We start from the raw sequence: 17,525 nt of genomic DNA, 5'->3' as shown, positions 1-17,525 counted from the left end.
CCCAAACTCACTCCTCGCTTGCCCTCCCCCACCCGGCGCGCCACGATGGCACAATCAGACAGGGGAGACTTCATGCGTAAACTGGGAATGGTCGCGGCCGCGACGCTCGCGCTGCTCGGCACGACGGCCTATGCGAAAACCACTATCGTCTATGCCGGACGGGTCATCACCGACGCCAGCAAGCCCGCCCAAGGGCCCTCGACGGTCACCATCACCGACGACCGCATCACCGCGATCACCCCCGGCCGCGCCGAGGCGCCCGCCGGCGCCGAAATCGTCGACCTTGGCGACAAGACCTTGCTTCCCGGCCTCATCGACCTTCACGTCCATCTGACCGGCGATCCGGGCGGCGACTATCGCAGCGAAGCGGTCGATCCCGACGAGTGGGGCGTCGTCGTCGGCGCGAAAAATGCCGCGATCACGCTGCGCGCGGGCTTTACCACCGTGCGCGAGGCGGGGTCGGCGCAATATACCGCCTATGCGCTCCGCCGCGGCACCGCGAACGGCTTTATCGAAGGGCCGCGCATCGTCGCCGCCGGCCCCGCACTCTCGATCATCGGCGGGCACGGCGACGTGACGGGCTTTCGCGAGGACGTCCATGACGTGCTCGATCAGGGTTATACCTGCACCGGTGCGCTCGAATGCGCCGAAAAGGTCCGCAAGGCGTCGCGCGCCGGCGCCGACGTCATCAAGATCACCGCGACCGGCGGCGTGTTGTCGCAGCAAGCGCGCGGGCTGGAGGGCCATTTCACCAGCGCCGAATTGCAGAGCATCGCGGACACCGCGCACTCGCTGGGCCTGAAGGTCATGGCGCACGCGCATGGCGCGGGCGGCATCACCGCTTCGGCGGCGGCGGGTATCGACAGCATCGAACATGGCACCTTCGCCGACGACGCGACGCTGAAGGTCATGAAGACGAAGGGCACTTATCTCGTCCCCACGCTGATGGCGTTCGAGGGCATCAAGGAGCGCCTCGGCAAGGGCATTTACACCCCGACGGTCGAGGAAAAGGTACGGATGACGATGAACGACGTCGGCAAGGCGGTGACGCGCGCCAAGGCGCTCGGCGTGCCGATCGCCTTCGGCACCGATGCCGGCGTGTTCGAGCATGGCCGCAACGGGCAGGAGTTCGCCCTGCTCGTCAAGCGCGGCCTCACCCCGGGCGAGGCGCTGGCGAGTGCCACGACCGTAGCGGCAAAGCTGCTGTCGCTCGACAACGAGATCGGCCGCATCGCTCCCGGCATGTCGGCCGACATGATCGCGGTCAGCGGCGATCCGCTGAGCGATGTCACCGTGCTCGAAAAGGTCGACTGGGTAATGGTACGCGGCCGTATCGCCGACTGACCCCGCAGCCTATCAGGCGGCGCGGCGGATTCGTCCCCGCGCCGACGCGGCAATCCTTGGCCCGATCAGCGCGTCGGTATCGACCGCAATGGCGAACTGGACCCCGACGCGATTGCCCGCCGACCAGCGCGCCTCGGCATCGAACGACTGGTCGGGTCCGAATTCGAGCGTCAGCGCGGTTCCCGGCGGCACGTTCCACAGCCCCTCGATCAGCGCGCCGCGCGACGACATATTGCGGATGATCGCTTCATATCGATAGCCGCCGCTGCCGATCTGGACCGTGCGGAAGGTGGTGAGGCGCGGTTCGCGCGCGCTTCTGTATCCGCGCGCTTCGGCACGTCCCCCGCCCTCGCGCAGCAGCGCCAGCACCTCGACGAGGTCCATGGGCTTGCCATAGATATAGCCTTGGACATGGCTGCATCCGAGCCCGCGGATCAACGAAAGGTCGTCATGCGTCTCGACGCCCTCGGCGGTGGTTTCCATGTCGAGCGCAGTCGCCAGCCCGACGATCGACGAGATGATCGCGGCGTTCATGCTGCTCGGGTCGGCGGCGCCGAGGACGAAGCTCTGGTCGATCTTGATCTTGTCGAACGGCGCCTTCTTCAGATAGCCGAGCGCCGAATAGCCGGTCCCGAAATCGTCGAGCGCCAGCCGCACCCCGGTGCGCTTCAGCTTCTGGAACATCGCGAGATTTTCAGGACTCTCGTCGAGGAACACCCCTTCGGTAATCTCGAGCTCGAGCTGTTCGGGGCGGATCCCCGCCGCCGACACCGCGCTCATGATCGTCGCGGGCAGCTTTTCGTTCGCAAACTGACGCGGCGAGACATTGACCGCGACGCGGTAGCCGGGGCCGATATGCGCGATCGCGGCGCAGGCGGAGCGAATGATCCATTCGCCGATCGGTACGATCAGGTTCGATTCTTCGGCGATCGGGATGAACTTCGACGGGCTGACCAGGCCCTCGGTCCCGTGGTGCCAGCGGATCAGCGCCTCGAACCCCGATATCCGCTCGCTGCCGACATCGACGATCGGCTGGTAGAGAAGCCTCAGTTCATCCTTCGCCAGCGCGTCGCGCAGCGCATCCTCGATCGCCTTTCGCTCGCTCGCCTGATTGTGCATCGCATCGGCATAGAAACGATAGACGCCGCGCCCCGCGTCCTTCGCCGCATAGAGCGCAAGGTCGGCGTTGCGGACGAGCGCCGACGCGCTCACTCCCTGCCCGTCCGACACCGCGATACCGATCGACGATCCGATGCGCACCTGCTCGCCCTCGATCGCGAAGGGTTTCGCAAGGCTGAGGATGATCGCATTGGCGATGCCCGCAAGCTTCTCGGGCTGCGCCATCTGCGGCACGACAATCTGGAACTCGTCGCCGCCGAGCCGGCCTACTTGCCCCTTGTCGCCGACGATCTGCGTCAGCCGCCCCGCAACTTGCTGCAACAACTGGTCGCCAACGGGGTGCCCCAGCGTGTCGTTCACCGCCTTGAAACGGTCGAGGTCCATCAGCAGCAGCGCGCAGGGCTGCGGCTGGCCGCTGTGACTCTTGAGCGCGCGTTCGAGCAGGTCGGTGATGTGGCGCCGGTTCGCGAGGCCCGTCAGCGTGTCGTAGCGCGCGAGCTGGTTGATCTCGCGTTCCGACCTTTTCTTGTCGGTCAGGTCGGTGCCGCTGCCGCGAAAGCCTTGGAAATTGCCGAGTTCGTTGCTGATCGGGTGACCCGAGATCGACCACCAGCGCTCTTCGCCATGCACCGCGGCCTGAACCGTCAATTCCTTGAACGGCGTGCGCGACGACAGGCTGAAACCCAGCGTGCGCTCCTCGCTCTCGTCATTGCCGATGCGCTTGCGGATGATATCGGTGAAGGGCTGGCCCAGCAGGTCAGACAGCGACAGCCCGAGCCGAGCCGCGACGGTCGGCGAGATATAGACGAGCCGGCCGTCCCGATCGGTTTCCCAAAACCAGCCGCGACCCGCGCGCTCGAAATCGCGCATCAGGTTCAGCGCGCGTTGCTGGTCGCTGACGCTCAGCCGCGCGGCGCGCGTGGCGCGGCGCTGATGGCGGATATCCTCGCGCATCATCACGATCAGCAGGCCGAGGAAGGCGACCCCAGCGACCGCGAACGGCCACGACGCCACGCCGATCGCCCCGCCAAGCGCGGTCGCCCCCGCGAATGCGAAGAAAGCCGGGCGGACGATCGCGGCAGCCGAAGCGGCAACGAGCAGCGATCCGATCTGGATCGCGGTAAAGCTGTCGAAATGGGCGCTGCCGTCGGGTATCGCCAGCGCAGCGAACATCGCCGCCGCGCTGAGCAACGTGCCGAGTGCGATCAGCGCCAGGCACAGCATCGCGAGCAGTCGCACCCGGTCGTGCGCGATCGGTCGCGGCTTGCGCATCGCCTGCCCGATCACCGTCAGCACGACGTCGCACGGCAGGCCGACCGCCATCACGAGCCATTGCGCGGGCCGATCGAGGAAACCGGCCAGACCCGGCAGGAAAGCAAAGGTCAGGAACGCGAGGACGCGGCCGATCAGCACATAGTGCCACAGCTTGGCCACGCGCATCAGGTGCGTGACGAATTCGGGCGAATCGAACAGCAACTCGCCCGGTGGCAAGTCGCGGTCCGCTGGCCTGATCAAGTTACGCCGAACCCCCAATTTCCCATCATTCCCCGCTGCTTTGTCTATCGAGGCACTGGCCAAAAGGGGTTTCCAAATCCTTACCGCAAGCCCGTGATTTCCGCCGATATTGTGCCAAAACGGAAGGGGTTACGTTTCGGTTCGCAACTTGTTATACGGGGATATGCCCGCTGTCCGCCTGTTTCCGCCCGACCGCTTTTTCGACCGCGCCGAATGGTCGGCGATCACACGCGCCTCGTCGTGGCGCGGCATCTGGCTCGTCGCCCATGCTTGGATCGTCAGCGTCGCGCTGGTCGGGTTCGCCGCATGGTCGCAGAATCTGGCAGCCTGGGTGGTCGCTGTGATCTTCGTCGGCGGGCGCCAGCTCGGCCTCGCGATCCTGATGCACGATGCCGCGCACGGCGCGCTGCATCCGAACCGGAAAATCAACAATTTCCTCGGCCAGTGGCTGACGGGCGCAGCGGTCGGATCGGACCTCATCGCCTATCGCACCTACCATCTCCAGCATCACAAATTCACCCAGCAGCCCGAGGACCCCGACCTCGCGCTGTCGAAGCCCTTCCCCACCACACGCGCCAGCCTGTGGCGCAAGGTCGTTCGCGACCTGACCGGCCAGACCTTCTTCAAACAGCGGATGGCGCAATTCGGATATGCCTTCACCGGGTTGAAGGCGATTCTCCGCGGCGAAGAGGCGGCGAAAAGCGGTGCGAGCACAAAGGCCGGGACGCCCTTCAACAAGCAGTCCGACGACGGCATGACGTCACCGACGGTCGATGTCGCGGGTGCGATGGCGGTGGCGCGCGCGGTCGGCCGCTTCCTCGTCGTGCAGGCGGTGCTGCTCGGCCTGTCGCTCGCGCTCTATGGCTGGACGCCATACCTGCTCTGGCTCGTCGGGCTCGCGACGACCTTCCAGCTCTACCTGCGCATCCGCAACATCGCCGAACATGCGTGCACGACCACCGGCAGCGACGATCCCTTCACCCACGCGCGCACCACGCACGCGGGCTGGCTGGCGCGCGCGACGGTCGCTCCATATTGGGTGAATTATCACGCCGAGCATCATCTGTTCATGGGCATCCCCTGCTACCGGCTGCCGCAGGTCCATGCCGCGCTCGGCCGCGCGGGCAAGCATGAGTCGATGACGATTTCGAAAGGCTATGCGGCGGTGCTGCGGCAGGTCACCGCGAAGGGCTGATCAGCCCTCTTGGACGAACCTTGCGCCGGCGCGGTCCTTCACGGTCTTTTCGGGGTCGAAGATCATCCCGTTCATCGCGACATAGATGCCGGGCGGCAGCGTCTGCACCGCCGCGAGCGCGAAGCCGACGTTGAATTCGGCATCGCTGGCGCGCACTGATGCGGGCTGCATCGCGCCTGTCATCACGATCGTCTTGCCCGCGATGCCCGCCAGCACGCGGCCGGTGACGACCATCGTGTCGGTGCCGTGGGTGACGAGGATGCGCGAGGCATCGCTCGCAGCGACCGCGGCGCGGATCGTCTCGCGGTCGGCGTCGTCGAGTTCGAGACTGTCCTTGCGCATCAGTTGTGTGACGCGGTGCGGGACGTGGACGTTGTTTTCGCGCAGCATGTCGGGAATCGCCGCGGGACCGATCTGGAACTCCGAAAGCGCGTCGAAATAGACTTTGTCGATCGTCCCGCCGGTGGTGAAAATCTCGATCATGCGCATTCGTCCTGGATCGGCGACGCCGGGGTGCCGTCGGGGGCGGCGAAGGGCCGCTTGAAGGTAAAAGCCTCTGACGTCGGGCCGTGCGCGTCGAGCATCGCGATGCGCGCCATGCCCTCGGCGACCGTCGGACGGTGGCCAGCGGGGACCCACCACAAAGCCTGATAGACGGCCATATGCTCGAACCATTCCTTGCGCCGTTTCATCACCGTCAGATGGTCGGGCGTGCGATAGACATAAGCCGCGAGCGCATCGATATCGCGCCACACCGACATGTTCGCGATCAAATGCGGGTCCTCGGTCACCGGCACATCGGTCGCATTATTGCCTTCGCCGGTCAGCCGCCACACAAAGCCGTCGGCGGCCTCGGCCACCGCGTTCACATGGTCGAGCGCGTCCATGAAATCGCGGTTGGCGACATGGTCGGGCGGCAGGCGGAAACGGCCGATGTTGATCTGCGCCAGTTCATACGCCGCCATGTGCGTCTCCTCAGGCCAAAGCCTCGGCAATCAGCCGCCGCGTGTTGTCGATCCCGAACAGCGCGATGAAGCTTCCCATGCGCGGCCCCGCGCTCGATCCGAGCAAAGTCTCGTAGAGCGCCTTGAACCAATCGCGCAGATTTTCAAAGCCATAGGCCTCGTTCTTGCCTATCTCATACACGATATTCTGGATATCGTCGGCCGAGGCATCGGCGGGCAGCGCGGCGAGCTTGGCGTCGAGGGCGGCGAGCGCCGCGCCCTCGCCGCCCTGCGGCTTGCGACGATTCAGCGTCGGCGCGACATAGTCACGGTTATACGCCATCGCATTGTCGATCAGCCCATCGAGCTCGGGATAGGTTTCCGCATTCGCGCCCTCGACATATTGGCCGAGATAGCGCCAGATCTGCTCTTTCGACGCATCGGCGCCCATCACCCCGACGAGGTTGAGCAGAAGCCCGAAGGTCACCGGCAGTTCGGCACTCGGCATGTCCTCGCCGCGCGCGGCATGGACGTGATGCACCGGGTTGCCGAGCTTCTTGTCAGGCTCCTGCGCCGCGTAATTTCCGCGCATCTGCAGATATTCGTCGACCGCCTTCGGGATCACGCCGATATGGAGCTGCTTCGCCGCCTTGGGCTCACGGTACGCGAAAAAGGCCAGGCTTTCCTCGCTGCCATAGTCGAGCCACTGCTCGAGGCTGAGGCCATTGCCCTTCGACTTCGAAATCTTCTCGCCCTTTTCGTCGAGGAACATCTCGTAGATCAGCCCTTCGGGCTTGCGCCCGCCGAGAGCCTTGGCGATCTTGCCCGACTGGACGCCGCTGTCGGTCAGGTCCTTGCCGTACATTTCGTAATCGACGCCCAGCGCGACCCAGCGCATCGCCCAGTCGACCTTCCACTGCAGCTTCGCGCCGCCGCCGAGGATCGAGTGCGTGATCGTCTCACCCTCGTCCTCGAACGACACGAGGCCCTTGTCGGCATCGACGACGGTCACCGGTACCTGCAGCACGATTCCCGACTTGGGGCTGACCGGCAGGATCGGCGAATAGGTCGCGGCGCGCTCGGCGCGCAGCGTCGGCAGCATGATGTCGAGAATGTCCTGATTGTGGCGCAGGACATTCTTGAGCGCGTCGTCGAACGCGCCTGCCTTATACTGCTCGGTCGAGCTCACAAACTCATATTGGAAGCCAAAGCGGTCGAGAAACTCGCGCAGCATCGCATTGTTATGATGCGCAAAACTCTCATACTTGCCGAACGGATCGGGGATCGCGGTCAGCGGCTTGCCCAGATATTCGCGCAGCATGTCGCCGTTCGGCACATTGTCGGGAACCTTGCGCAGGCCGTCCATGTCGTCGCTGAACGCGACGAGGCGCGTCGCCGCCCCGCCGGTCAGCGCTTCATAGGCGCGGCGGACCATCGTCGTGCGCAGCACTTCGTTGAAGGTGCCGATATGCGGCAGCCCCGACGGACCATAGCCCGTTTCAAAAAGGATCGCCTCGCCCCCGGGCTTGCCATCGGGATAGCGTTTGACCAGCTTGCGCGCTTCCTCGAACGGCCAGGCCTTGGACGTTTGCGCGGGTTCGCGCAGCGAAGGGTGAAGGTGCAAGTCAGTCATGCCGCGCCCATAGCGGCAAGAAGCGAAGATGGGAAGAAGACCGGCCTTCTTCCCATCGATCTTACCCGCGCGGCTGCGTCGCGGGCAGGAAGCTGCTTTTGCGCAGCAGCGCTGCCGACACGAGCGACACCAGCAACGCGACCGGGAATATCTCGGTCAAGGTCAACGCCATGCGGAAGAGCGGGTTCTTATACTGCTCCGCCATCGCGCCCATCTCGGCCGAGAAGGCCGCGATCTCGGCCGCCGGCTTGCCCGCCGCACGCATATCCTCGACGCTTTGCGCGATATAATCGGCCATGAACGTCCCGCCGGTCTGCCACATATAAAGCTCCCAGCCGAGGATATAGAAAAGCGACGCGACGAGCCCGATGCCGAGGCCAACCCCGAGCGCGTTCCAGAAGGTGATCACGCCGCCCAGATTGACGTCGCGATAGCGTTTGACGCCGATGAAGACGAAGACCAGCGCGACCAGCATCGACAGATAGCCGGCGACCATGCCCATCGTGCCATGATCGGCGACGAAGGTGATGCTGATGAACATGCCGAAAATGACGATGACGCCGGCGATGGCGCCATAAACTGCAATAATCCTGCCCATGATCCTGTCTCCCCAAATGGTGAATGCCATGCGCGATGGACCGGAACAACGGGAGGAATCTATCGCCCAAACGGGTGATTTGAGGGATCTCGTCCTATTTTACGGCAGGATGTCGAGCGTGCGCGCCTTCTGCACCGCCTGCGTCCGGCTGGCGACCGCCAGCTTTTCATAAACGCGCGCGACATGCGTCTTCACCGTGTTGGGAGAAATATCGAGCTGGCGCGCGATCACCTTGTTCGCGTGTCCCGCCGCGAGCATCTCCAGCACCTCGCATTCGCGCGCGCTGAGCCCCAGCGCCGCGATCGCCGCATCGTTGCGCGCGAAGGGCTCGCGCGGCCGTGCGGTCAGCCGGTTGCCGACCCATATGCCCAGCGCGATGCAGATCACCGCGATACAGATGACGTAAAATTCGGTCGACCAGCGGTGCACAAGATGTTTGTAGTTCAGCCACTCGAGCAGGAACGCCGCGGCGGCAAGACCGATGCCATAGAGGATGATCGGGTGGATCATCATCCGCATAGACCATTACGAGCCATCGCTTGCAAGAATGTCCCGGTGCGAGGCAACATCGTTACCGGAAAATTTACCATGGTGCCGTAACGTCCCGGACATGGACAGTTTTCGCACTCCCGCCGCCCGCGGCCACAAGCGCACCCCGGTTTCGATCGAGGTGACCGTCAACGGCGTGCTCAACTTCGTCGACGGCCGGATCACCGACCTGTCGGAGGGCGGCGCTCGGATCGACGGGGCGAGTATGCCGGCGCGCTCGCGCTGCGAAGTCCACTATGGCGGCGCGGTCACCTACGCCGTCGTGATGTGGTCGGAACATGACCGCATGGGCGTGCGCTTTCCCTATGAACTGACGCACGGCCCGCTTTACAATGCGCTGAAACGCGCGCGCAGTGCGGCGTTGATCGAGCCGTCGCAGATTTTCCAGACCGCCCGCCCGGTCAGCTTCGGCCGCCGCGGACTGGGCTAGAAGTCAGAAAGGCGCGATCGCCGCGCCCTCGCGCTCATTGTCCCAGATCATCGCCATGATCCGCCAGCCGAGGTCGGGATCCTTGAACAGTTGGATCGAATTGATCCCGCGCCGTTCGGGCAGCGCGTCGTCGAGCGCGGTGCGCGCTTCATAGGCGCTCCAGACATGGGCGATATTGCCCAGCACGTCGATCCGCCGTCCGATCTCGACTTCGAAAAAATCGTTCGAGGCAAAGAAGGGCGTCGTGTCGCGCGCATAGTCTTCGAGTCCCATGTTCCGGAACGTCGCGCGTCCGTCGGCGTCGATCCACGTCCGGATCTGCCGCGCATCGGGGTGAAAGCAATTCGCCTGCCGCGACCAGTCGCGCGGCCCCTTGGGGCCCGAGATCATCGCATACATCTCGTCGACCACCGTCCCGATCGCCGCTTCTTCGCTCATCCCAAGAATCCTTTCGCGTTGTAGAGAGGAAGGAACTCCTCCCTCCGTTCGCCCTGAGCTTGTCGAAGGGCCGTTCTTTCTTCTACCTGTGCGGTGGACCTATATCCTGCACTGCCGCGGCGGCACTTTCTACACCGGTCACACGGATAATCTTCCTCACCGCATAGGACAGCACGAATCCGGCGCGATAGCCGGCTTCACCTCCGACAGATTGCCCATCGTTCTAGTTTGGAGCCAGGAATTCTCGACACGCATTGAGGCATTGGAAGCAGAACGCCGAATCAAGGGATGGAGTCGAGCCAAGAAGATGGCGCTCATCCGGGGCGACTGAGACAAGATTTCGGCCTTGGCAAAGAGCAAGAACGGTCCTTCGACAAGCTCAGGACGAACGGATGAAAGATAGTCGCAAGGCCGCCATCCACCTTGCCGCGTTCGCCTTTTGTCCCTAGCGTGGAGCGATGGCTCCCGACCCGCTTACCCTGCCCGCGATCCATGCGAGCCATATCGGCATCTGGATTGCCGACGCGCACGGGCGCGTGCAGCGCGTCGGGCGCGGCGAGGCCATTGCCGCGGTCGCGGCGACCCCGCACCTGCTCCTCAATGCGACGCTGACCGGTGACCGGCTCGGCTATCCCGAGCTGTCGGGACTCGACCTGCTCGAACTCTTCGCCTTCCTCTATCCCGCGCGCTTTGCCGTGCCGACTCCGGCGGGAATCGCCGCCGCGATCGGCCTGACGCCGCCGAAAGGCGAAGAGGATATCGCCGCCTTCCTGCCCAAGGCAGCCGCGGCGATGCTCGCCAGCCTCGTCGACCCCGACTGGCCCGAGCGCGAGGGCGCATGGCACGGCGTCCAGGCCCTGTCGCGCCAGCGCTGGTCGTGGTCGCCGCTGATCCAGCCCCGCCTGTCGCAGCCCGACGCCAATGAACGCTGGTTGTTCGCGCGCCTCCCCGAATGGGAAGAGGTGCCGCCGCGCGGCGCGCCGCGGCAGGTTACGATCAATGAGGACGATGTGTCGGCGCGGCTCGACCGGCTGACCGGCGACGGCGCCGAACGGCGGCCGGGGCAGCAGGATTATGCGCGCGCGACCGCCGCGATCTTTGCCCCGCGCGATCGCAAGGATGCGCCGCAGATGCTCGTCGCCGAAGCGGGGACGGGCATCGGCAAGACATTGGGCTATCTCGCCCCCGCCAAACAATGGATCGACCAGTCGGCGGGCAGCGTCTGCATCTCGACCTTCACCAAGGCGCTGCAGCGCCAGTTGTCGCGCGAGACCGAGCGGCTCTACCCCGACGCCGCGACGCACCGCGAAAAGGTCGTCGTGCGCAAGGGGCGCGAAAATTACCTCTGCCTGCTCAACCTCGAGGATGCTTTGCAGGGCGGCTTTTCGGGGCGCGCGGCGATCCTCGCACAGCTTGTTGCCCGCTGGGCGGCCTATACGCGCGACGGCGACATGATCGGCGGCGACCTGCCCGGCTGGCTCCCCGCCCTCTTCCGCCGCAACGGCACGACCGCGCTGACCGACCGGCGCGGCGAGTGTATCTATGCGGGCTGCCCGCATTTCAGGAAATGCTTCATCGAGCATTCGGCGCGCGCCGCGACGCAGGCCGATATCGTCATCGCCAACCATGCGCTGACGATGGTGCAGGCCGCGCGCCCGCGCGACGGCGGCGCGCCCGCGACGCGGCTGATCTTCGACGAGGGGCATCACCTGTGGGATGCCGCCGATTCGATGTTCGCCGCGGCGCTGACCGGGCAGGAAGCCGTCGAAATTCGCCGCTGGGTGCTGGGGCCCGAGGGCAAGTCACGCGGGCGCCGCCGCGGGCTCGCCGCGCGCCTCGCCGATGTCGCAAGCTATGACGAGGCGGGCGACCGCGCGATCCAGTCGGCGATCGCGGCCGCCGCCGAGCTGCCCGGCGACGGCTGGCTCGGCCGCTTGTCGGAAAACGACCCGTGGGGTGCGATCGAGCGCCTGCTCGTCGCGGTACGCGGACAGGTTTATGCCCGCGCGGTCGACACGCGCACCGCCGACGCCGGCTATGGGCTCGAAACCGAACTCGCCGACCCCGATTCCGAACTGGTCGCCGCTGCGGCCAGCGCGAGCGACGCGGTCGAGGCACTGCTGCGCCCGCTGATGGCGCTCGGCAAGCGCCTCGAGGCGCTGATCGAGGACCCGCCCGACTGGCTCGACGGGCAGGCCCGGGCAAGGGTCGACGGCGCGCGGCACAGCCTCGGCACCCGGATCGACACCTTGGGCGGCTGGCTTTCGCTGCTCGGGCGTGTTGGAGGTCCTGCCGACCCCGATTTCGTCGACTGGCTCGCGGTCGACCGCTACGACGGGCGCGAGTTCGACTGCGGCCTCCATCGCCACTGGCTCGATCCGGCGCGGCCGATCGCCGAGGTCGTGTATCGCCCGGCGCAGGGTGTGCTCGTGACGTCGGCGACCTTGCGCAATGGCGGTCATGGGCGCGGCGGCTGGATCGATGCCGATATCCGCACCGGCGCACGTCACATGGAAAGTGGGGTCCAGCATTTCGCCGTACCGAGCCCGTTCGACTACGCCCGCCAGTCGGAGGTGCTGATCGTCACCGACATTCCGCGCGGCGACCTGCCCGCGCTCGCCGGGGCCTACAGCCGGCTGATCGAGGCGGCGGGTGGTGGCGCCCTCGGGCTGTTCAGCGCGATCCGGCGGCTGCGCATCGTCCATTCGCGCATCGCCGACCGGCTGGCGCGCGCGGGGCTGCCGCTGTTCGCGCAGCACGTCGATCCGCTCGACACCGGCACGCTCGTCGACATTTTCCGCGCCGATCCGCACGCCTCGCTGCTGGGTACCGATGCCTTGCGCGACGGGGTCGACGTGCCCGGCGATTCGCTGCGGCTCGTCGTGATGGAAGGCGTGCCCTGGCCGCGCCCGACGATCCTCCACGCCGCGCGGCGCGCGGCGCAGGGCGGCAGCGCCTATGACGACATGGTCATCCGAGCACGCATCGGGCAGGCGTTCGGGCGGCTGATCCGCCGCGCCGACGATTTCGGCCAGTTCGTGATGCTCTCGCCCAGCTTCCCGTCGCGCCTGCTCAGCGCCTTCCCTGAAGGCACCCCGATCCGCCGCCTGCCGCTCGACGAAGCGGTAAACCATGTCGCCGCCGCGAACGTCGAGCGCAGAAAAACAGCGTTTCCAGCCTTTTCACCGTCATAAGTTTCCGGCACAAGGCCCCCGAACGAGGGCATAAGCGCGCGAACGCGGGGAGATATTTTGAAAAGCTTGACCATTTTGCGCCACGCCAAATCGGGTTGGGACGTACAGGTCGAACGCGATTTCGACCGGCCGATCAATAAGCGCGGCGCGCGCGGTGCCGAACTGATCGGGCAATGGCTGAAGCGCCAGAAGCTGCCCGTCGATCGTATCATCGCCTCGCCCGCAGTGCGCGTGACCGAAACGCTCGATATCTTCCAGCCCGCCGCCGACCTCGATACGCTCGAGCCGCATTGGGACCGCCGCATCTACCTCGCGTCGGCCGCGACGCTGATCGACGTGATCCGCGACACGGGGCGCGACGCGCAGAACCTGCTGATTTCAGGGCATAATCCGGGGCTCGAGGATCTGATCCTGATGCTCGTCCCCGAATCGGCCGACGATGAATTGCGCGCGAAGGTCGAGGAAAAACTGCCGACATCGGCGCTGGCGCGGCTCGAACTCGATATCGGCGACTGGCACGATCTCGATGTGAACAGCGCGCGTTTCGTGGGCTTCATCCGCCCGCGCGACCTCGACCCGGCGCTCGCGCCGGCGATGGACAATGACTAGGATCTAGTCGAGCGCCGCCGCGAGCCGCTGGCGCAGCGCCACGAGCGCTTCCACCGGAATGCCCCCGACTTGCCCCGGCGCCGCGCTATCGAGCACCTCGCGCGTCAACGGCGCGCGCGGTGCGGGCGCAGCGCCCGGCTCGGACAGCGCCTTGCGCGCGCCTTCGACGGTGAAGCCCTGCACGTGCAGCAGATGGTGGATGCGCTCGGCGAGCGCGACATCCTCGGCGCGGTAATAGCGCCGGCGGCCCGACCGCTGGAGCGGCCGCAATTGCGGAAAGCGGGTTTCCCAATAGCGCAGCACATGCGTCGGGACACCGATCCGCACCGCCAGCTCGCCGATCGCGAGCATGGCGGCGGGTGCCTTGCCGCCATCGTCGGTCATATCAAGACCCGACATGGCTCGGGTGCGGTTTAGTTGCCGGCAACGCGGGCACGCATTGTCTGGCTGGCGCGAAAGGTCATCACGCGCCGCGGCAGGATCGGCACTTCGATGCCGGTCTTCGGGTTGCGGCCGATGCGCTGCGCCTTGTCGCGCAGCACGAAGGTGCCAAAACCCGAAATCTTCACATTCTGCCCGACGGCAAGCGCGTCGGACATATGATCGAGAATCGATTCGACGATGGCGGCCGATTCATTGCGCGACAGCCCGATCTGCTGGTTGATCCGCGTCGCAATGTCGGCTCGCGTAAGAGTCCCTGCGGTCATGTTGATCCCTTCCCCCTCTGAAGCGAAAATACACCAATGGTTCCCTGACAGCCCCCACCGTCACGAGTCCCTGTCCGCATATGTAACAAATGCGAATTAATCCGCCAAACTGAAACGGATGGAAGGAGAAGTTGACGCGGTGAACTCCATCCACTGGTGTGGCGGCTGCACCGGCCCGCTGCCCCACCCGGCCTCCCCAACGATAGTAGCCTATGGGAGGCCGGGTGGGGGAGCGGGCCGGTGCAGCAAGTAGCCTAAACGCGCAGGACCGCCGCGCCCCAAGTGAAGCCGCCGCCCATCGCTTCGAGCACGACAAGGTCGCCGCGCTTGATGCGTCCGTCACGGACCGCAAGGTCAAGCGCCAGCGGCACCGACGCCGCCGACGTATTGGCATGCTGGTCGACGGTCAGCACGACGCGCTCGGCGGGCAAGCCCAGCTTTTTCGCGGTCGCGTCGATGATTCGCTTGTTCGCCTGATGCGGGACGACCCAGTCGATCTGATCCGCCGACAGGCCGACGTCGGCCATCACCTCGCCCAGCACCGACGCGAGGTTGGTGACGGCATGGCGGAACACTTCGCGGCCCTGCATGCGAACATGGCCGACCGTGCCGGTGGTCGACGGCCCGCCGTCGACATAGAGCATGTCCGAATATTTGCCCTCGGCGTGGAGGCGCGTCGCGAGGATACCGCGATCGTCGCCGACCTCCTCGGCCGACAGGACGATCGCCCCCGCGCCGTCGCCGAACAGCACGCACGTCGTGCGGTCTTCCCAGTCGAGGATGCGGCTGAAGGTTTCGGAACCGATCACCAGCGCGTGCTTCGCAGCACCCGTGCGCAGCATCGAGTCGGCGACCGACACGGCATAGAGGAAGCCCGAACAGACCGCGGCGACATCGAAGGCGATGCAATCGGGCGTGCCGAGCAAAGCCTGCACCTTGGTCGCGCTGGCCGGGAACGTATTATCGGGGGTCGCGGTCGCGACGATGATCAGGCCGATATCGGCGGGTTCGAGACCCGCCGCGGCCAGCGCCTGCCGCCCCGCATCGGCGCCAAGCGTCGCAGTCGTTTCATCGGCCTCGGCGATATGACGAAAGCGGATGCCGGTGCGCTCGACGATCCATTCGTCGCTGGTGTCGACTCGATCGGCCAGTTCGGCGTTCGAAACGCGCGTGCGCGGCAAGGCCGATCCGGTGCCCGCCAGGATTGCGCGCAGCGTCATGCCGCGTCGCCGCTGCGGAAATTCGCGAGATCCTCGGTCACCTGACGCGTAATGTCCTTTTCGATCAGCTCGGCACAGAGGTGGACGCAGTTCGCGACCCCTTTTGCGTCCGCGCTGCCATGGCTTTTGAGCACCACGCCGTTGAGGCCGAGGAACACCGCGCCATTATGGTTGTTGGGGTCGAGATGATGCTTGAGCAGTTCGGTCGCCGGGCGCGAGATCAGGAATCCGATCTTCGATCGCGTCGAGCTGGTGAAGGCGCGGCGGAGCAGGTCGGTGACGAAGCGCGCCGTCCCCTCGATGGTCTTGAGCGCGATATTGCCCGAAAAACCGTCGTGGACGATCACATCGACATCGCCGCGCGACAATTTGTCGCCTTCGATGAAGCCGGTGAATTGCATCGGCAGCCCGTGCGCCTCGCGCAGTCGGGCGGCGGCATCGCGGATCTCGTCGGTGCCCTTCAGTTCCTCGGTGCCGATGTTGAGCAGCGCGACGCGTGGGCGTTCGAGGCCCATCGCGGTGCGCGCATAGGCGGCGCCCATGACCGCGAACTGGATCAAATTGTTGGCGTCGCAATCGGTGTTGGCGCCCAGATCGAGCATGACGACGTCATTGTCGCCCAGCGTCGGCAGCAGCGCGGCGAGCGCCGGCCGGTCGATCCCCGGCATCGTACGCAGCGCGAGTTTCGCCATCGCCATCAGCGCGCCGGTGTTGCCCGCCGACACGGCACCGCCGGCATCGCCGCGTTTCACCGCATCGATCGCGAGCCCCATCGAGGTGCTCTTCGCCTTGCGCAGCGCCTGGCTCGGCTTGTCCGAACCCGACACGACGCCGTCGGTGTGGATGATATCCGACGCCGCGCGCAGGTTGGGATGGTTTTCGAGCGCCGCCTTGATCTGCACCTCGTCGCCGACGAGGATGAAGCGGAGGCCGTCGTGCTTGTGGCGCGCCATCGCGGCGCCGGCGAGCATCATGCGCACGCCGACGTCACCGCCCATCGCATCGATTGCGATTCGCGGTGTCAGTGCCATCAGGACGCCCTCCGGCTAATGCTTATGCGCCGACCGACACCACTTCACGGCCATTGTAATGGCCGCAGGCGTTGCAAAGGTTGTGCGGGCGCTTCAGCTCGCCGCAGTTCGGGCATTCCTGGAAGGCTTCGACCTTCAGGCTGTCGTGGCTGCGACGCATGCCGCGCTTCGAGGGCGAGGTTTTTCGCTTGGGAACGGCCATGATATTTCCTGCATTCTCAAATAGTGTGTCACGAATCGGCTACCCGGAGTTGTCGTTCCCGTTACCGGAAATGACTGGCCCGCCCGCCAAGCCGAAGGCTGTTCCTGCCCGAATAGTGCAGGAAAATCTTCCGCCGGAGGGTGCCTCAACGCCAGATGGTGTCGGGTGCCGGATCGGGCGCGGCTATAGCGTTTTTGCCCGCAAAGGCAAGCCCATTGCGTGCTCGAATAGCCATAGCGTCATTCTCTCGGTTGTGCCGGGCGACAGAGGGATAGCGCAAGCTTGCCCTGCCCTTCGCGCAGTGCCACATCTCGCTCGCCGCCGGAACGACCGGCCCATAAGGGGGAAGCCAAATGATAATCTTGCCGATCAGCCTGACGATCGCCGCGGGGGCGGCGCTGCTCAATCTCTGGCTTTCGGTGCGTGTCGGGCGTGTTCGCACGAAGGAAAAGCTGTTCATCGGCGACGGCGGCAATGACCTGCTCACCCGCCGGATGCGCGCGCACAGCAATTTCGTCGAAAACACCGCTTTCGTGCTGATCCTGCTCGCGCTCGTCGAACTCGGCCTCGGCTCGTCGATGTGGCTGTGGGGCGTCGGCGCGCTCTATCTGGTCGGGCGCATCCTGCATGCACTGGGCATGGACGGGATGATGTGGTGCCGCATGGCCGGCACCGCGATCACGATGCTGACCCAGCTCGGCCTTGCGATCGGCGCGCTCTTGATCGTCTATATGACGCCGACGAGCATCACGACGACCGCCGTGGAAGAAACGGTGGCGATCGCGCCGCGCTGAACC

Annotated in this window: 19 protein-coding genes; 7 read left to right on the top strand and 12 right to left on the bottom strand. The window is 65.6% G+C overall.

Annotated features, from left to right (window positions below):
* Nucleotides 1-72: 72 nt before the first annotated feature.
* Complete coding sequence (locus tag ACIPPQ_RS15475; RefSeq protein WP_446544956.1) at nt 73-1,344, top strand: amidohydrolase family protein; 1,272 nt, start codon at nt 73-75, stop codon at nt 1,342-1,344.
* 12 nt (nt 1,345-1,356) lie between these two features.
* Here ACIPPQ_RS15475 and ACIPPQ_RS15470 read toward each other — a convergent pair whose 3' ends face one another.
* Nucleotides 1,357-3,978, bottom strand: a complete 2,622-nt coding sequence (locus ACIPPQ_RS15470) for an EAL domain-containing protein (RefSeq protein WP_446544955.1) — start codon at nt 3,976-3,978, stop codon at nt 1,357-1,359.
* 163 nt (nt 3,979-4,141) lie between these two features.
* Here ACIPPQ_RS15470 and ACIPPQ_RS15465 point away from each other — a divergent pair, with 163 nt between their 5' ends.
* Complete coding sequence (locus ACIPPQ_RS15465) at nt 4,142-5,173, top strand: fatty acid desaturase family protein (RefSeq protein ID WP_446544954.1); 1,032 nt, start codon at nt 4,142-4,144, stop codon at nt 5,171-5,173.
* On the opposite strand, the gene ACIPPQ_RS15460 is transcribed toward ACIPPQ_RS15465, so the two are convergent.
* From ACIPPQ_RS15460 to ACIPPQ_RS15440, 5 genes are all read right to left on the bottom strand, one after another.
* On the bottom strand, nt 5,174-5,656 hold the full coding sequence (locus ACIPPQ_RS15460; protein WP_446544953.1) for an asparaginase domain-containing protein: 483 nt from the start codon (nt 5,654-5,656) through the stop codon (nt 5,174-5,176).
* Entirely contained in the window at nt 5,653-6,138 is a 486-nt protein-coding gene (locus ACIPPQ_RS15455; RefSeq protein ID WP_446544952.1) for a DUF3291 domain-containing protein, read from the bottom strand. The genes ACIPPQ_RS15460 and ACIPPQ_RS15455 overlap by 4 nt, the downstream gene beginning before the upstream one ends.
* 10 nt (nt 6,139-6,148) lie before the next feature.
* Complete coding sequence (locus ACIPPQ_RS15450) at nt 6,149-7,750, bottom strand: lysine--tRNA ligase (protein WP_446544951.1); 1,602 nt, start codon at nt 7,748-7,750, stop codon at nt 6,149-6,151.
* A gap of 61 nt (nt 7,751-7,811) precedes the next feature.
* Nucleotides 7,812-8,348, bottom strand: coding sequence for a DUF4199 domain-containing protein (locus ACIPPQ_RS15445; RefSeq protein ID WP_446544950.1), 537 nt, complete (start codon nt 8,346-8,348; stop codon nt 7,812-7,814).
* Nucleotides 8,349-8,447: 99 nt separating this feature from the next.
* The gene (locus ACIPPQ_RS15440) at nt 8,448-8,867 is read right to left on the bottom strand and encodes a response regulator transcription factor (RefSeq protein ID WP_446544949.1); all 420 of its coding nucleotides are present in this window, start codon (nt 8,865-8,867) and stop codon (nt 8,448-8,450) included.
* Nucleotides 8,868-8,958: 91 nt separating this feature from the next.
* Here ACIPPQ_RS15440 and ACIPPQ_RS15435 point away from each other — a divergent pair, with 91 nt between their 5' ends.
* Nucleotides 8,959-9,327: a PilZ domain-containing protein gene (locus tag ACIPPQ_RS15435; protein WP_446544948.1), complete on the top strand. Its 369-nt coding sequence runs from the start codon at nt 8,959-8,961 to the stop codon at nt 9,325-9,327.
* A gap of 3 nt (nt 9,328-9,330) precedes the next feature.
* Here the strand turns inward: ACIPPQ_RS15435 and ACIPPQ_RS15430 are convergent, their stop codons facing one another.
* Nucleotides 9,331-9,765 carry a hypothetical protein gene (locus ACIPPQ_RS15430; RefSeq protein WP_446544947.1) on the bottom strand — a complete coding sequence of 145 codons (435 nt, stop codon included), beginning with the start codon at nt 9,763-9,765 and terminating at the stop codon, nt 9,331-9,333.
* Nucleotides 9,766-9,853: 88 nt separating this feature from the next.
* On the opposite strand from ACIPPQ_RS15430, the gene ACIPPQ_RS15425 reads away from it, so the two are divergent.
* The 3 genes from ACIPPQ_RS15425 (at nt 9,854) to ACIPPQ_RS15415 (ending at nt 13,568) form a co-directional block, all read left to right on the top strand.
* On the top strand, nt 9,854-10,096 hold the full coding sequence (locus tag ACIPPQ_RS15425; RefSeq protein ID WP_446544946.1) for a GIY-YIG nuclease family protein: 243 nt from the start codon (nt 9,854-9,856) through the stop codon (nt 10,094-10,096).
* A gap of 127 nt (nt 10,097-10,223) precedes the next feature.
* Nucleotides 10,224-12,959: an ATP-dependent DNA helicase gene (locus ACIPPQ_RS15420; RefSeq protein WP_446544945.1), complete on the top strand. Its 2,736-nt coding sequence runs from the start codon at nt 10,224-10,226 to the stop codon at nt 12,957-12,959.
* A 57-nt stretch (nt 12,960-13,016) separates the two neighbouring features.
* On the top strand, nt 13,017-13,568 hold the full coding sequence (locus ACIPPQ_RS15415) for a SixA phosphatase family protein (RefSeq protein WP_446544944.1): 552 nt from the start codon (nt 13,017-13,019) through the stop codon (nt 13,566-13,568).
* A 3-nt stretch (nt 13,569-13,571) separates the two neighbouring features.
* Here the strand turns inward: ACIPPQ_RS15415 and ACIPPQ_RS15410 are convergent, their stop codons facing one another.
* From ACIPPQ_RS15410 to rpmF, 5 genes are all read right to left on the bottom strand, one after another.
* Entirely contained in the window at nt 13,572-13,952 is a 381-nt protein-coding gene (locus ACIPPQ_RS15410) for a MerR family transcriptional regulator (RefSeq protein WP_446544943.1), read from the bottom strand.
* Between the two features lie 29 nt (nt 13,953-13,981).
* Nucleotides 13,982-14,275 carry an integration host factor subunit alpha gene (locus tag ACIPPQ_RS15405; protein ID WP_327456027.1) on the bottom strand — a complete coding sequence of 98 codons (294 nt, stop codon included), beginning with the start codon at nt 14,273-14,275 and terminating at the stop codon, nt 13,982-13,984.
* A 254-nt stretch (nt 14,276-14,529) separates the two neighbouring features.
* Nucleotides 14,530-15,495 (bottom strand): beta-ketoacyl-ACP synthase III, encoded by a 966-nt coding sequence (locus tag ACIPPQ_RS15400; RefSeq protein ID WP_446544942.1) that lies wholly within the window; start codon nt 15,493-15,495, stop codon nt 14,530-14,532.
* On the bottom strand, nt 15,492-16,526 hold the full coding sequence (gene plsX / locus ACIPPQ_RS15395) for a phosphate acyltransferase PlsX (RefSeq protein WP_446544941.1): 1,035 nt from the start codon (nt 16,524-16,526) through the stop codon (nt 15,492-15,494). Before plsX ends, ACIPPQ_RS15400 begins: the two co-directional genes overlap by 4 nt.
* A gap of 22 nt (nt 16,527-16,548) precedes the next feature.
* Nucleotides 16,549-16,728, bottom strand: coding sequence for a 50S ribosomal protein L32 (rpmF, locus tag ACIPPQ_RS15390; RefSeq protein ID WP_011541714.1), 180 nt, complete (start codon nt 16,726-16,728; stop codon nt 16,549-16,551).
* A gap of 353 nt (nt 16,729-17,081) precedes the next feature.
* On the opposite strand from rpmF, the gene ACIPPQ_RS15385 reads away from it, so the two are divergent.
* Complete coding sequence (locus tag ACIPPQ_RS15385) at nt 17,082-17,522, top strand: MAPEG family protein (protein WP_446544940.1); 441 nt, start codon at nt 17,082-17,084, stop codon at nt 17,520-17,522.
* Nucleotides 17,523-17,525 lie beyond the last annotated feature (3 nt).

This window comes from Sphingopyxis sp. LARHCG72, from assembly GCF_052871675.1.
This window is presented reverse-complemented; position numbering and strand designations above follow the sequence as displayed.